Genomic DNA, 15264 nt, shown 5'->3' with positions numbered 1-15264 from the left:
CTATCCGCCTGCGACAAGCATGCTGGCATGAAGAATGATCTGGCAGTTTTCATAATGCAGCAGAGCATGGGCCCAGTCGTCCGTCATGGCACCAGTCCGCAAGCATGCAAGGGAGGCTTGAACCTGTTGGGGTAAACCAAAGAGCTGCAATGCCTGGTCAATCAGGTGCGGGCCAAGGTCAAACCAGATCCCACTCCCAATGCTGCTTCTTTCCCGCCAGCGGTCGCGCACTTCAGGTCGATATCTGTCAATATGCGATTCAAAATGAGCGACTGACCCGATTTCGTCACTTTCGATCAGGTCACGCACACTGAGAAAATCACTATCCCAACGGCGGTTATGAAACACAGATAAAAGTCGATCATGGGTTTTGGCCAGTGCGATCAGGTCGCGGGCTTCTGCCGTATCGATAGTAAAAGGCTTATCAATTACGACGTGTTTTCCGGCCTGCAAGGCCGCACGGGCCAGAGGGGCATGGCTCTCGTTGGGAGTTGCAATGACAACAAGATCAATGTCGGGGTACGAAATTGCTTCCAGGGGATCGTTGATGACCGTGACGTCTGGAAAATCAGCATGAACCTTCTGTGCGTTGCTCGATGCCACAGTGGTCAGCTCAAGGCGGGGTTCCGCTGCCAGCAGGGGTGCATGAAATGTCTTGCCGACAAAGCCATAGCCGATAAGAGCAACGCGGATAGGAGATGTGATCGTCATTCTGAAAGGATTATCGCATCGTGTAGCGACCTGATAGCGAGCCGAGATCATTTGTTTGTCAGGACGCTGTTATGCAAATAGGGAACAGGTATGTCTGACCTTTTCAGGCTTTACCATCAGTAGTATGACACGGTACATGTGTAAGACTACAAGTTTTTGACGCGCCCCCTGTTAAAAGCGATCAGTCATCTGAAGCAGTCTTTGAAAATAACGCGTTTCAACAGAAACTCGCTTCGCATATCCTGGTCCAAGGGTTTGATGATACATCACTTCACCCGAGTGGCGGGCTGCCCTATGAGCCAGCTTCACCATGAGCCGGCGAATGCCCTTGCGCCCGACATCATGTCCGAGACAGCAAAGATGCCGAGACATTTGCCGCCTCTGAACACACCCAACCGCACAGTGGCATCCCGTAAAAAATCCCGTTCCGCCGGCAACTGCCCGATCTTTGTGTGAAGTTTCTCCATAGCCGTCCGATGCAGCGAACCATCGCTTCAAAGAAAATGGCCGAAAATCTTCTTTTCGGCCATTTTTCCTGCGTATTATGTTGGACTTATAAAGCCTGCGTTTAATTCAAAGGGATAATACCTTTTTGAATCGTAGGCTCGGGGGCTGATTTCCGCAGTTCTTCCACTGTTGCGGCAGTGACCGGAGCGGCATTATTGCCCCAGGCCTTACGGATGAAAGTGACGACATCAGCAATCTGCTGCGAACTCAGTATGCCTGAGTATGCCGGCATGGCGAAGGCAGACGGCGCTTTGATCATGCCCGGCAGAACCGCGCCACTTTGGACTACATGCACCAAAGACGCGGGATCATCACTCATGAGAACAGGATTGCCGGCCAATGGCGGGAAGGCAGGAGCATATCCACGACCATCAGAACGGTGGCAGGCCGCGCAGTGATCCACATAAACCTTGGCTCCCTGTGCAGAGGCGTCTCCCGCCTGTAGCGCAGTAGCAGCTGACGGATCATAATGCCATGCCGAAAGAGTTGGCTGATGGGACTGCAAAGAGAGCAGATACCGCGCCATTGCATGGAGATCCGCATCCGTCAGATGCTGCGTTCCATGGAAAATGGCATCTGTCATGCCCCCGAATGCTTCGCCGCGCCGGTTACGACCTGTAGCGAGGAACTGCACGATATCGTCTTCAGACCATCCCGCCAGTCCGGTACGCTGATCCTGCCGCAGACTTGTCGGTACAAAGCCATCGATTGCAGCCCCTCCCGAAAGAAAAAGCGACCCGCTGCTATTTGAAAGAGCTTTCTCCTGCAAAGCCATGCCCCGCGGCGAATGACACGCCCCGCAATGCCCAGGTCCCTCGACCAGATAAGCCCCACGCCTTATTCCATCAGGCAGAGACCGGTTGACATCCTTCTGGGCCGCGACAACGGAAGGCGAAAATACCGCTCGCCAGACGCTCATTGGCAGACGGATGGACAAAGGCCACGGAATGCCGTTGGGCGGGACTGCCTGCGCAACCGGCTGCACACCTTTCATGAAATAGACATACAGGGCGTGAATGTCGCCGTCGCTCATGCGGGCATACGAAGGAAACGGCATGGCTGGATAAAGGCTTGCCCCGTCCCGACGTACGCCTTCACGCACCGCACGGGAGAATTCCGCTTCAGAATAAGCCCCAATGCCGTGGGTGGGATCAGGTGTAATATTGGATGAGTAGATCGATCCAATAGGAAGCTTGAATTCCATTCCCCCTGCGAACTCACCCCTGCCCCGGACAGTATGGCATGCGCTACAGTCGGAGGCTTCCGCGACATATTTTCCCTGAGCGATCAGGGCACTCGTATCCTCGGCCCGCAGTTCAGAAACCGAACCTGCCAGCAGAGCGGCAACGCCAAAAAACGCTGCGCGGGTGAACAAACCGTACTTCATGCCTGCACCATCGGACCTGGGTTTTTCAGATAGGTCGTCCGGATATGATAGGCGGCCCAGTATGCCAGGGCTGCGACCATTCCGGTCGGGTTATATCCCATCCCCTGCGGGAATGCGCTGGCGCCGATCACGAAAACATTCGAGACGTCCCAGCTCTGCAGATATCGGTTGACGCAACTTGTCTTGGGATCGGTTCCCATGATGGCCCCACCGCCAAGATGCGTGGTCTGATACCGGCGGGTGTCGAAAACCTCTCCGTCCTTCAGCATTCCCAGAGAATACCTGGTGGCCCCCATTGCCTTGATGATGGGTTCGATCTTGCCCACCACATACTGGTTCATCCGGATATCATTGTCTTTCCAGTTGAACGTCATCCGGAGCAGAGGCTGACCGTAGGCATTGCTGTAGGTGGGATCGAGATCCAGATAAACATCCCTGTAGGCCATATTGCTGCCGTGCGCGTCGATGGTCAGGGAATGACGATAGGTATCGACCATGGCATCCTTGTATCCTTCCCCCCAGGTGGGGGCTTTGCCGCCAGGGCCGCCAATGGCAGCCGCAATCGGCTTCACGCCCGCCTGATTGACCCAGACAGGCGACCCGCCCACAAAGCCAAGCGGTCCATGATCGAAGTTCATGCTGTTGAAGTCATCGATGGCGACCCCTGCGCCCCCGGCTCCAACGAAAAGATTGGTATACTGCTTGGGTGACAGCCACGCCCGGGACGTCGTGATCGTCTGATAGACGAAGTTCCGCCCTACCGTTCCGGTGTTCTGTTGCGGATCATAAGGCTGGCCGATCCCGGACAGCAGCATGAGATGGACGTTGTGAAACTGAAAGGCGCTGATAATGACCAGATCGGCATCCAGTTCGACCTGCTTTTTGGTGCGCAGATCCAGGTAACTCACACCCGTCGCCTTTTTCTTGTCGGCATCGAGATTGACCTTGAGAACATGCGCCTTGGTAATCAGCGTGAATTTCGGATCCTGCCGTAAAGCGGGCAGAATATTCACATTGGGAGAGGCTTTGGAATACATATAACAGTCATACCCACTGCAATATCCACAGAAATTGCACGGCCCCATCTGCACTCCGTAAGGATTGGTATACTGCGCAGAAGCATTTGCCGCAGGGAGCGCATAGGGATGATAGCCTACATTCGCGGCAGCCGATCGGAACAGGCTGGCAGAATAGACCTCTCCCATCGCTGGCAGCGGAAACGCATCAGAACGATCGGGGGCAAAACGGTTACCGTTTCCAGCGATCTTTCCCTTGATGGTGTAAGGTTCTCCGGACGTACCAAAAACTTTTTCCGCCTTGTCGAAAAACGGTTCAAGCTCCTCATAAGTCACGCCGTAATCCTGAAGATTCATCCCTTCAGGAATGAAATTCTTTCCGTACCGGGCGACAACATTGGTGCGTAAGGCCAGATCATCCGGAGCCACACGGAAATGAACCCCCGACCAGTGCAGCCCCGCACCTCCCACGCCCTCACCGGGAAGGAAGGCCGCCAGACGCCGGTAAGGCAGGGCCTCCTGATCCGGCATATTCCGTATCGTCACCGTAGACTGGGACAGGTTCTGGAAAAGCCGGTGACGGATGGCTCCTCTCAACTCGTCAATGGAGGTTGGGTAATCCCCTTCGACTGCCGTAGCACGCTCGTCACCACGTTCGAGCATAACCACCGAAAGTCCTGCCTCCGTGAGTTCCTTGGCCAGGATGGAACCAGCCCAACCCGCACCGATGACGATGGCATCAACTTTTTTCGCACACATAATTCAAAAATCCTCAGGCGGTTTCGCCAGATATGGAAACAGGCCCGAACGGATACGGCGCTCCCTTCTGATTGACCCAGTCCATGAAATCGGCGCGCGCGCCGGGAAAGCCGAGCAGTGTCCATCCCGCCAGGCCCTTGTTGCCGCCATAAAGGGGATCGGAAAAAACACCCTCGAGCGTATTCTGACGCAACTGCTCGAAGAAGGTGTGGGCAGGAACGGCGCCAAGGGCCATCTTTCCCTGCTCGAACACCTTGAGAAGTGCGATCTGCTCCGGAATGGCCAGTTGGGAGAAAGTCTGTCCCTGATGATGATCGCGGACATAGGCATTTGCCGCGGCAATAGCCTGGCGATAGAGGTCACGCGGCGGGAGGGACAACTGATACCCCAGGTTCGGTGCGCCTTCCTTGAACGGCCCGGACATGTACCACAACTCTCCATGTCCATAAGGCGTATCCATCTGTCGATCGATGAATTCAGGCGCCCCGAGCAGGGCCGCGTCGGGTCCATGAGCGTCCGCAGGAAATATTCGCGCACAGGCGGCATTCAGGAACAGCCATTCCTCATGGTTGAAATATTTAGGTTTGTATGACTGCGTACTTTCTGACTGCAGGGCATCGGCCCAGACTTTATGACCGCCATACATCCAGAATGACGCTGACCCAAGAAGACCGGCCGTAAAATTACGCCGCGTCGAAGAGGGGATTTTCATTTCTTGCTCCAATGACAAACATGACCTGACAACATGGAAAAACAGCCCATCGCCCCCTCAGCCTTTTCGCTTCCCGCCTACCCGGAAGTGTGGAATGATTGGGGGTAAGAATATCTGCTCTCGGAAAGGTCCGCTTTTGAACAGTTCTGGTATATTGCAGCTTGTAATGGCCGCCTGAGGGTTATGAAAAAAGCGGTAACCCTCAATTCTGTGGCAGTTGAAGCAGGGGTCTCGCGCGCTACTGCGTCGCTTGTGCTTCGGGACAGCCCCCTTGTCTCGCTGGAGACGAGAGACCGCGTCATCTGCGCGATGGATAAACTGGGCTATATCTACAATCGCGGCGCCGCGAACCTGCGAGGCCAGAAAACCGGCACGATCGGCCTGGTCCTGTGTGATATTGGCAGCCCATTCTACAGTCAGCTGATGCTGGGGATCGACGAAGTTATCGTTGACGCCAATATTGTAGCCATTTCGGTCAACAGCGCTGAAAATCCGGACAGGCAACTGCGACAGATCCGCCGCCTGCGCGAACACGGCGTGGACGGCCTCATCCTCTGTCCGGCCGCCGGAAGCTCCGACACCCTTCTGTCTGAAATCGAACAGCTTCACCTGCCCTACGTTCAGGTTCTCCGCCACGTCTCGCAGAGAAATGGCAACTATGTCGGTCCCGACTATGCGGACGGAACTTCCCTGGCCGTCACACATCTCGTCAGACATGGACGCCGGAAAATTGCCTTCCTTGGGGGCAGACCAGTACATTCGGCTGCGCGTGAACGGCTCGAAGGTTTCAGAAAGACCCTGAAAAAACACAAGCTGGAACACGACCTGATCATCCCGACCCATCTGGAGAACCTCTCCGATCTGGGCAGCTTTCCGGAACTCCTGGCCTCCTCCACCCCGCCGGATGCCGTTATCTGTTACAATGACATGCTCGCCCAGTCCGTCATGGGGTATCTGCTGGCCAGAGAAAAAATGCCCGGACGCGATTTTGCAGTCATCGGAGCCGACGACCTGCCTCAAAGCGCCGTGTCTTTTCCGACCCTGACCACCATCGTGACGGATCCGGTGGGCGTTGGCCGCAATGCAGCGCGCCTCTTGCTTGACAGGATCGACAACCCCGCCACGTCCAGCACCCGCATCCTGGTTTCCGGACAGTTGGTGATCCGCCAGAGCTGTGGGGGGCAGCTTCCCTGATCCATCGCGATTTTCCGACGGCTTTTCAGATGTGGAAATTCTCGGATCGATTGTTCTCTGCGCAGTGCTCATGTTCCGAATCCCATAGATCGATCTAAAAAAGAGACACATAGGATTTGAATCCCAGCATCGCTGAATTACGCAACCCGACCTGTCCATTGGGATGGATATAATACTGAAAATCCGGCCGGAACGTTACGCCTCGCATCACATTTATGGAATAATCGACTTCCAGTACCTCGGCGTTGGTCTGCACACCGGTTGCGTGGTTCGGCATTCCCGAATATTTTCCCGCAGCAACCATGGCCATGGTCGTGTCACGTGTTCCCGGTGCGATGCTGACATAGGAGAAAGCAACACCGAACATGTCCTCTGGACGTCCAGGGATAAGTCCCTGGCTCAGGAGAGCACCGTAAACTTCGAAATCGCGAACAGCCGTATGGGGAGAGTTGTAAATATAACCACCCATAAAGGTCAAACCAGCAGACTTTGACCTTCCGGGATAGTTCATCAACTTCTGGTCAAACATGAAGTATGTTTGCCATGAAGAGTTTCTCATCAACTGCTTACCACCATATACATAATAAGACTGGCCAGCGGTGTTATAATAATTATCAGCACGCCGCACATCATCATAAACAAATCCCAGCTTGTAATGGCCCGGGAGATCATGATGAGGCCCGAAATGGGGCTCCCACTGAGCTTCGATCGGGATTTCATATCCAACGATATTGGCACCGTTGAACTTAAATCCCGTCCTGTGCTGATAGTTCTGATAGATCCCGTTTTCGGCGAAATAGACGCCGGCCTGGATATAAAGATCCTTGCGGGGCCGGCCCTTCATGCGAAAAGCCCACGTCGCTGCAGGGTAGCTGCCATAATAGGTGCTATCCGCAGCTGCTTTTGGACGTCCGCAGAAAGAATTGTTCTGAAAGCTACAGAAAATAGGGCTCGATGCGAAATCGGACATCTGGGACATACGCCCACCCGCAATCAGGAACCGGCCACCAAAGAGGCTCTCTTCTCCATACAACGAGACGAGATGAACCACCACATTCCCTCCGCCGCCATAGATTTCAGAACTATGCGCCAGCCAATCACCGAACATTCTATTTGCTGTTGTCCCATAGCGACCAACGGTCGTCATGCGAGTCACAAACCCCTTGATGCCAGCAAGATGCTCCCAGTCAACAATAAGATTTGCTGAATATTGTCCCGCATTACTCGAACCATCCCTATAATTTCCATAATGAGGCCCTCTTGTTGGGTGCTGAAGCGCCCCGGCATACTCATTTGTATTATCAAAATGAAAACCAATACCGTGTTTTCTTAGCCAAGGTGTCATGCCAAAAAATTCCGGAAAAATGGAAGGCGGTCCTTCGGTAATTGCAGAAGGCGCTGCCTGCGGAGGAGACAAAGGAGGTGCGGGATATGTGGTAAAAATGCCTGGGGCGATATCTGACTGAGGCGGAGCATTCTGCTGAACCGAATTCAACGGCGTTGATGCATTTTGCTGCGGCCCCAAATTCTGGGCTTGGGCTTTCGTCTGGGTCTGGGTCTGGGTCTGGGTCTGATCTTTCGCAAACAAAAACGGGAATCCACCAGAAACGCAATAAATCAAAAAAACATATAAGATTTTTTTACAGATTTTTTTCGCATAAAACGAGCGTCCTGTCGAATTGCTTATTATAAGCCTATTCTTAAACATCTTCGTTCCAGTGAATCATACTTCATGCAGCCACCAATCTACTCCATCCAACCAGAAAAAGCAGAATCAGTACTTCGCATATTCTCTGGGAGCGGCATGCCATATAATTTTCGCATTTCCCATAGCGGAACTCATCACGAATTCTGTGAAGACGTCCTCACGACATTGAGAACCTGAAAAAAGAATTTAGAGCGATCTAAAATTTTCGGGGATTTCGAATTAGGAAAAACAACGTTTTTTCATTGAGATAGCGGCCCTTATCATCATTGAGCGCCAAAAATCCAGCTTTCTCCTCGGCGGCAAATCCCCGATTTTTCCATACTTTGTCACAATATAGTGAATTAGATCGATCTAGGTGGACTCTCGGTTCTCGTGGCACATGCCGTTTAGCCGTTACGAAATATGACCGAAAGGCGCGTCCCGTGCTGCTATTCAGGAATATGTCCACGAAGAACGCTCGCGGAATCCTGCAACGCATCTGTTGTGCAGTGATTCTCGGAGCTGGAGTCATTCCGCAGGTGGTTCAAGCGGAAGAAGCCTCTTCCCCACCCCTTTCCCTTTCTCAGGCGCGCCGTCTGGCCCAGGCGGCTGAAAAGAGAGCTGCGTCGAACCAGACGAGCATCGTCGTGACTGTGGTTGATCCTTCGGGGCAACCCATTCTGGTCGAACGTATGGCGGGAGCACAGCTCGCCAGTATCGACCTTTCCCAACGCAAGGCGGTCAGCGCTGTCTTTTACAAGCGCCCGTCAGCCGTTTTCGAAGCGGCTCTGAGCGGCGGGAAAATGGCCGTTCTGGCTCTTCCCCATGCCATGCCGGCAGGGGGCGGGGTCCCTATATTCCGTAATACCCAGCTTATGGGCGGCATCGGCGTCAGTGGAGGCAACAATGCCCAGGACGCCGATGCCGCCAATACCGCGGTGGGGGCTCTGAAATGACAATGATCTCTGTTGCGGAACATCGTGGAAAAGGAGCCAAGGCATGACCAAAGGCCGCCATCCTTCCGCCCCTGTTCAGCAGTCTGTCCTGGGGCGCCGCTCACTGCTGCTCGGCACCATCATGGGCAGTATTTCTGTTGCTGTCGGCAGTTCAGTCCTTGGAAAGGCAGGCGCTCTTGCCGCCACTCCACTTGATGAAACATTCCTGGCCATCTCAAGGGCGATCACCGGGCGTCAGGATCTCGATCCGGTCCTCAGCAGCCGCCTCTGCGCTGCCATGCAGGCCACTTTTCCTGGCTATGCAAGCACAATCCAGGCCCTGGCCTCTGTCACGGCGCAAGGGGGGCAGCCCCGCGAAATTCTCGAGCGCTCCGGCGACCTGAGAAAGGCTTTTCTGGCCCTCAATGCCGCCTGGTACACCGGTTCAGTCGAGGACAGAACGGGCGCCCCCATGGTCGCCTATTACAATGCTCTCATGTACCAGCCCACGAAAGACGGCCTGCCGGTACCAACCTACTGCTTCGCACGTCCAGGATGGTGGACCGAGGCACCTCCGGCACTTGGTATTCCGATCCATGCTCCGCTTCCGGCGACGCCACCGCCCCCGGCCCCTCTCGGCGTGGAAAGCAAAACTCCGCCGCAGTCGCCGCCCCTGAAACCCATCACGCCCTCTTCTCCCCCCTACGTTCCCAAACCCCGTCAGGAGCACTAACCCATGGCCAAACCGGACTTTTCATCCTCTGGAGATGTATCGGCGGATGTCGTTGTCGTCGGCTCCGGAGTGGTGGGCGGCATGGTGGCAAACGAACTTGCTGCTGCTGGCCATTCCGTACTGATTCTGGAGGCGGGACTGCGCCTCAAACGCGCAGAATATGTGGAAAACTGGCGAAACATGTCGTTCCACAATCGACTCCATTCAGATTTTCAGGGTCTTTATCCCCAGTCCCCGCTGGCTCAGGCCCCCTTATATTTTCCGCCCAATGACTATGTAGGCCTGTCAGGCCCCAACGGCTCGGCGTTCAAGCAGGGCTATCTCCGCACCGTTGGCGGAACGACATGGCACTGGGCCGCTTCCTGCTGGCGCCATCTTCCTTCCGACTTCGAGATGAAAACGCGTTATGGCGTCGGCCGCGACTGGGCCATCTCCTATAACGAGCTGGAACCGTTTTATTGCCGCGCCGAAGAGGAAATGGGCGTTTCAGGCCCGCACGACAAATCGCTCCAGTCCCCTCCGGAACGGAGCCGCCCCTACCCCCGGGACATGATCCCGTTCGGGTATGGAGACCGTCGGGTCGCTGAAATCGTCAATCCTCACGGTTTTCATCTCGTTCCCATTCCACAGGGACGGAGTATCGAGCCTTACGGTGAGCGCCCCGCCTGCTGTGGCAATAACAACTGCCAGCCCATCTGCCCCATCGGGGCCATGTACAATGGCATTCAGCACATCGAAAAAGCTGAGTCCAAAGGCGCTGTCACCATCGCCGAAGCGGTCGTCTATCGTATTGATACCGATGAAAACAACCGCGTGACGGCCGTGCACTGGTATGACGCGCACCGGCAGTCCCACAAGGCGACCGGCAAGACATTCGTCCTCGCCTGTAACGGTATCGAAACCCCGCGCCTGCTGCTGCTGGCGGCGAATGAACGCAACCCGAATGGCATCGCCAATTCCTCGGATCAGGTGGGCCGCAACATGATGGACCACTCGGGCGTTCATGCATCCTTCCTGGCCAACGAGCCTCTCTGGTTCGGACGCGGACCAGCGCAGAGCAGCTGCATCGTCGGCCCCCGGGACGGAGATTTCCGGCGGGAATACTCAGCCAACAAGATGATCCTCAACAATATCAGCCGCGTCGCGCCTGCGACGGAACAGGCCCTCAAACTGGGTCTGGTCGGCAAAGAGCTTGATGACGAAATCCGCCGCCGTGCAGCATGCGGTGTTGATCTCTCCATCAGCCTTGAACCGCTTCCTGATCCGGAAAACCGCCTGACGCTGAGCAAAACCCGCAAGGATCCTCTGGGGCTGGCCTGCCCCGACATCCATTACGATGTCGGCGACTATGTCCGCAAAGGACTGGATGCGGTCAACAGCCAGGTCAAGCAGATTGCCGGCCTGCTGGGTGGCACCGAACTCCGTATCACGACGGACTATAACGCCAACAATCATATCATGGGCGGTACGATCATGGGGCGGGATCCCAAGGACTCGGTCGTAGACGGAGACTGCCGGGCGCATGATCACCCCAATCTGTGGATTCCCGGCGGTGGCGCGATGCCGTCTGCCAGTGTCGTCAACACCACGCTCAGCATGGCAGCGCTCGGTCTGAAAGCTGCCGATTCCATCAAAGCCGCTTTCGCACGGGGGCAGGCATGAAACAAAAACGCCCGAAAAGCCTGGGTCTTCCAGGTTATTTTGCCCTTTCCGCTGCAATCGGCCTAGGAACCAGCACATTTGCGCATGCGCAGGACGCTGATCCCAACACGGCTGTCGCCGAACGCGGACATTATCTTGCCATCGCCGCTGACTGCGCGGCCTGTCACACGGCACCCGGCTCCAGCAAAGCGTTTGCCGGCGGATATGGCATCGCGTCTCCACTTGGATCGATCTATTCGACCAACATCACGCCTTCAAAAGAATACGGCATCGGGAACTACACCGAGAAAGAGTTCGCCCATGCCTTACGAGAAGGCATCCGACGCGACGGGGCTCATCTTTACCCCGCGATGCCTTACACCTCGTACACCAAGCTGACAGATGACGACGTCCACGCCCTGTACGTCTATTTCATGACATCGGTGAAACCGGTCGAGAGCAGCCCGCAGAAAACCGAGCTGCCTTTCCCCTATAATATCCGGGCTTCCATGGCGATCTGGAATGCCCTTTTCCTGGATGATACCCGCTTCAAGCCCGATCCTTCCAAATCCGTGGAAGTCAATCGCGGGCATTACCTGTCCTACGCCCTGGCGCATTGTGACACCTGCCACACGCCCCGCAACGCCATGATGGCGGAAAAGGGAAGCAGCCCCCTGGCCGGTGCATCCCTGTCATCATGGTATGCGCCGAATGTGACTTCGGACCCTGTCAGCGGTATTGGCGGCTGGAGCAACGACGATCTTTTCCGCTACCTCAAAACCGGCGATGTTCCCGGAAAAGCTCAGGCGGGCGGCCCCATGGCAGAAGCCATCGAGCACAGCTTCCAGTATCTGAGCGATGCCGACATCCGTGCCATGGTTGCTTACATCAAGCAGGTTCCGGCCATTTCGGACAGCAAGGACAAAGCCCCCCGCGAAAGCTACGGGAAAATTTCCGATCGTGAATCCGTCTACCGTGCTCTGCCCGCCAGCCGGATCAGTCGCGGCGAATATCTCTTCTCGGGAGAGTGTGCGGCCTGCCACCGCCCAACCGGCCAGGGCAGCCCGGACGGGTACTACCCACAGCTTTTCCATAATACGGCCCTAGGCGCCCCGATCGCCGACAACCTGATTACCACGATCCTCATGGGGGTCCGGCGGGAGGTCAACGGTCATACGACCTATATGCCGGGATTTGGACCAGGCTCGTATGTTGACTCCCTGTCCGATCAGGACATCGCCGATATCAGCAATTACGTTGAGCAGCGCTTCGGCAATCCGAATGTCAAAGTCACACCTGACGATGTGAAGCTCATCCGTTCCGGTGGTCCCAAGCCGCTTATTGCGCAACTGGGCGCTTTCACAGTCCCCGCGATGATCGGAGCAGCCCTGACCCTCGCCGTCGCCATTCTTTTCTTCATCCGACTTTCCCGAAAGGCGAAGGCCTGAGGCTTTCCGCTCTTTCGTCCAACGTCTCCAGGAGACCCCAAAGATGCAAAGACTGTGCCTGCTTTCCTGTGCCGCACTGCTTGCGTTCGCTTCCTCCACCCGCGCCCAGACAGTGGTGTCGGCGAATGATGCGCACTCCATTCTTCAAAACGGGGTGCAGGTTCTGCCGCACCCCCTTAAACCAGATTCCCTGTCGTTCCTCGAAAAAGCAGCCGACGGCACCTGGCGGGTCCGAACGAGCATCAATGTGCCTACCAGCGTCATCGGGCCGCCTACCGCCGTCACCTTCAGTCCCGATGGCAGGACCCTCGTCGTCTCTGCTGCTTCGAAACCTGATCCTGAAGCCGGAAAAATCGTTCCGGATGATGAAATCACCGTCATCGATATTTCCGGCCCAGAGCCGAAAATCATACAGCGCGTCGCATCTGCTCCCGGTGCAACCACCCCGCGCTTCACACCAGACGGACACCATCTTCTCGTCGCCAATGGCAAATCCGGCGTTCTGACCTGGTTCAGGTTTGACGGACACAACCTGAGCAACCGGCGTGTTATTGCACTGCCCGTCTCCGGCTTTCCGGGCGGTCTCGCCATCCTTCCCGATGGCAAGCGCGCTCTTGTGAGCCTTTGGCAGGCCGATAAAGTCTATACCCTCCATATCAACGGCGACCAGATTACCGTCGATCCTCATCCTCTGAACATCAAACCGGGGCCCTGGAACATCCAGTTGAGCAAGAACGGACATTACGCCGTCATGGGAATGCTGGGCCATGGTGAGGGGTTACCAGGTGCTCTTTCGGTTCTGGATCTGAATGCCGAACCAATTCGGGAAATCCAGCGCACTCCCGTCCCCAACGCGCCAGAAGGTCTCGATATTTCTCCAGATGGCCAGTACGTCGCCGTCGTCTCGCAGAACGGCTCCGCACTCTCTCCTACCTCTCCGCTCTATCATGATCGGGGAATCGTTACGGTTTTCTCATTCAGAGACGGACGACTGACCCCTCTAGCACAGGCTCCCGGAACACTATGGCCCCAGGGACTCACTTTCTCCCCAGATGGGCATGACATTCTTGTCCAGGGCGTTATGGATCGTAGTCTGCTAACCCTGACATGGAATGGCACGCAACTCCGCAAGGCTGGCGAAACCTCGCTTCCGGGAGGAGGCGCCGACTTAGGAAAAACCTCACCATAACGGAAATTTTCTGGTTGGGTGTTCCTTTTTGCTGCTCTTCGCGCGGAGCAGAAAGGCCTGTCCTCCCTAACTTTCGGGGCCAGCTCTGAGCCCCCTGACTGTATGGGCAAACCACACACCCGTAAAAGACTGGTGGAAAGGCAGGCAGCGCCAATTTCAGAGCTTCGGACATAGCGGAAGACCGATCTTATGACGTTGACTGGCACAGCGGGGCTCAGGGGAAATAGGGGACCAAACCCAGCCCCCCAGAAGGAATATCTCGAAAAATTCATCAGAGCTTTTTTTGCAGGACAAAACATTACCTTTCATGCAGCAGGAAAATATTTATCCAGCCATTTCTATGGCCATGAAAATGTACCGTCTTCCCAATTCAGACCTTTCCTAAAAATTTAATTTCACAATATTTCATAAATATAATAGGAACTATTCTTCGAAACGACGAAACTTATACCCTGAAACGAGTGTTTATAACTCAGGCCGTCAAGCCCGGTGCGCATTTGGGTGCACTGTTTTTCAGGGAACGCAGTCGAAGGATTGTCGTAAGAAGGATGAGAACACGCAGTGAGGCGAACAGACTGATCACGACGACCGTCGTGGTCGTCACGATGGGAGCGCTGGCCTTCGGGTATGACACGGGCGTCATTGCCGGCGCCCTGCCGTTCATGCAGCTTCCAATTGCACAGGGGGGACTGGGGCTCACTCCGCTCACGGAAGGGCTGGTAACCTCTGCACTGGTTCTGGGGGCGGCATTCGGCTCTCTGGTTTGCGGAATGATGGCGGATCGGTTCGGACGCCGGGACAGCCTGATGGCCCTCTCTGTGCTGTTCGTCATCGGTGCCATCGGCACGGCGCAGGCCCCCTCGGTTGCGGTCATGATCGCCATGCGTACGGTTCTCGGTTTCGCCGTTGGCGGGGCCTCGGCACTCGTTCCCATGTTCATTTCGGAAATGGTCCCTGCGGGACGCAGGGGGCGGCTTGTCAGTCAGAATGAGATGATGATCGTCACGGGACAGCTTGTCGCCTACACGCTCAACGCAGGACTGGCGCATTTTTCGGAATCACCCTCGGTCTGGCGCACCATGCTCATGATTGCAGCAGTTCCGGCCGTGTTTCTGGGCATCGGACTGTTTTTCGTGCCACGCTCTCCACGCTGGCTTGCGAGCCAGGGACGAACGGATGAGGCCCGGCATGTGCTCGAACTCATCCGTTCTACCGATCACCAGGTCCGGCATGAAATGCGGGCAATCTATACAGCCGTGGACGACGATGCGGAGCAGATCGGCTGGCATCAGGCATTCCGCGAGGTCTGGGTCCGGCGTCTGCTGATGCTGGGAATTGGGCTAGA

Annotated in this window: 12 protein-coding genes; 7 read left to right on the top strand and 5 right to left on the bottom strand. The window is 55.7% G+C overall.

All coding sequences use genetic code 11. The features are described 5' to 3' along the window. From GFJ39_RS12510 to GFJ39_RS12495, 4 genes are all read right to left on the bottom strand, one after another. The gene (locus GFJ39_RS12510) at positions 1-711 is read right to left on the bottom strand and encodes an oxidoreductase (protein WP_153431636.1); all 711 of its coding nucleotides are present in this window, start codon (positions 709-711) and stop codon (positions 1-3) included. Between the two features lie 568 nt (positions 712-1279). Then, positions 1280-2605 carry a c-type cytochrome gene (locus tag GFJ39_RS12505; RefSeq protein ID WP_153431634.1) on the bottom strand — a complete coding sequence of 442 codons (1326 nt, stop codon included), beginning with the start codon at positions 2603-2605 and terminating at the stop codon, positions 1280-1282. Next, on the bottom strand, positions 2602-4380 hold the full coding sequence (locus tag GFJ39_RS12500) for a GMC family oxidoreductase (RefSeq protein WP_153431633.1): 1779 nt from the start codon (positions 4378-4380) through the stop codon (positions 2602-2604). Before GFJ39_RS12500 ends, GFJ39_RS12505 begins: the two co-directional genes overlap by 4 nt. Positions 4381-4393: 13 nt before the next feature. Continuing rightward, positions 4394-5092 (bottom strand): gluconate 2-dehydrogenase subunit 3 family protein, encoded by a 699-nt coding sequence (locus tag GFJ39_RS12495; protein WP_228391946.1) that lies wholly within the window; start codon positions 5090-5092, stop codon positions 4394-4396. A gap of 210 nt (positions 5093-5302) precedes the next feature. Here GFJ39_RS12495 and GFJ39_RS12490 point away from each other — a divergent pair, with 210 nt between their 5' ends. Continuing rightward, the gene (locus tag GFJ39_RS12490; RefSeq protein WP_325062945.1) at positions 5303-6286 is read left to right on the top strand and encodes a LacI family DNA-binding transcriptional regulator; all 984 of its coding nucleotides are present in this window, start codon (positions 5303-5305) and stop codon (positions 6284-6286) included. A 94-nt stretch (positions 6287-6380) separates the two neighbouring features. Here the strand turns inward: GFJ39_RS12490 and GFJ39_RS12485 are convergent, their stop codons facing one another. Continuing rightward, positions 6381-7994 (bottom strand): carbohydrate porin, encoded by a 1614-nt coding sequence (locus GFJ39_RS12485; RefSeq protein WP_153431629.1) that lies wholly within the window; start codon positions 7992-7994, stop codon positions 6381-6383. Positions 7995-8512: 518 nt separating this feature from the next. On the opposite strand from GFJ39_RS12485, the gene GFJ39_RS12480 reads away from it, so the two are divergent. The 6 genes from GFJ39_RS12480 to GFJ39_RS12455 all read left to right on the top strand — a co-directional run. Then, positions 8513-8929 (top strand): GlcG/HbpS family heme-binding protein, encoded by a 417-nt coding sequence (locus tag GFJ39_RS12480; protein WP_325062944.1) that lies wholly within the window; start codon positions 8513-8515, stop codon positions 8927-8929. Between the two features lie 43 nt (positions 8930-8972). Beyond that, positions 8973-9641, top strand: coding sequence for a sorbitol dehydrogenase family protein (locus tag GFJ39_RS12475; RefSeq protein WP_228391945.1), 669 nt, complete (start codon positions 8973-8975; stop codon positions 9639-9641). 3 nt (positions 9642-9644) lie between these two features. Next, positions 9645-11303 carry a GMC family oxidoreductase gene (locus GFJ39_RS12470; protein WP_153431625.1) on the top strand — a complete coding sequence of 553 codons (1659 nt, stop codon included), beginning with the start codon at positions 9645-9647 and terminating at the stop codon, positions 11301-11303. Next, complete coding sequence (locus GFJ39_RS12465) at positions 11300-12730, top strand: cytochrome c (protein WP_153431624.1); 1431 nt, start codon at positions 11300-11302, stop codon at positions 12728-12730. Before GFJ39_RS12470 ends, GFJ39_RS12465 begins: the two co-directional genes overlap by 4 nt. A gap of 43 nt (positions 12731-12773) precedes the next feature. Then, entirely contained in the window at positions 12774-13919 is a 1146-nt protein-coding gene (locus GFJ39_RS12460) for a lactonase family protein (protein ID WP_153431622.1), read from the top strand. Between the two features lie 548 nt (positions 13920-14467). Further along, the coding region (locus GFJ39_RS12455; RefSeq protein WP_153431621.1) for an MFS transporter at positions 14468-15264 on the top strand (797 nt) is incomplete at its 3' end.

The organism is Gluconobacter aidae (assembly GCF_009547075.1).
Taxonomy (GTDB): Bacteria; Pseudomonadota; Alphaproteobacteria; order Acetobacterales; family Acetobacteraceae; genus Gluconobacter; species Gluconobacter aidae.
The sequence above is the reverse complement of the archived record's forward strand: the minus strand, read 5'-3'. Positions and strand labels throughout refer to the sequence as shown.

Excerpts from the sequence above, each read along its gene's own strand:
- GFJ39_RS12485 (WP_153431629.1), bottom strand. The coding sequence starts at position 7,994 with ATGTTTAAGAATAGGCTTATAATAAGCAATTCGACAGGACGCTCGTTT.
- GFJ39_RS12505 (WP_153431634.1), bottom strand. The coding sequence starts at position 2,605 with ATGAAGTACGGTTTGTTCACCCGCGCAGCGTTTTTTGGCGTTGCCGCT.
- GFJ39_RS12510 (WP_153431636.1), bottom strand. The coding sequence starts at position 711 with ATGACGATCACATCTCCTATCCGCGTTGCTCTTATCGGCTATGGCTTT.
- GFJ39_RS12500 (WP_153431633.1), bottom strand. The coding sequence starts at position 4,380 with ATGTGTGCGAAAAAAGTTGATGCCATCGTCATCGGTGCGGGTTGGGCT.
- GFJ39_RS12475 (WP_228391945.1), top strand. The coding sequence starts at position 8,973 with ATGACCAAAGGCCGCCATCCTTCCGCCCCTGTTCAGCAGTCTGTCCTG.
- GFJ39_RS12495 (WP_228391946.1), bottom strand. The coding sequence starts at position 5,092 with ATGAAAATCCCCTCTTCGACGCGGCGTAATTTTACGGCCGGTCTTCTT.
- GFJ39_RS12460 (WP_153431622.1), top strand. The coding sequence starts at position 12,774 with ATGCAAAGACTGTGCCTGCTTTCCTGTGCCGCACTGCTTGCGTTCGCT.
- GFJ39_RS12470 (WP_153431625.1), top strand. The coding sequence starts at position 9,645 with ATGGCCAAACCGGACTTTTCATCCTCTGGAGATGTATCGGCGGATGTC.
- GFJ39_RS12465 (WP_153431624.1), top strand. The coding sequence starts at position 11,300 with ATGAAACAAAAACGCCCGAAAAGCCTGGGTCTTCCAGGTTATTTTGCC.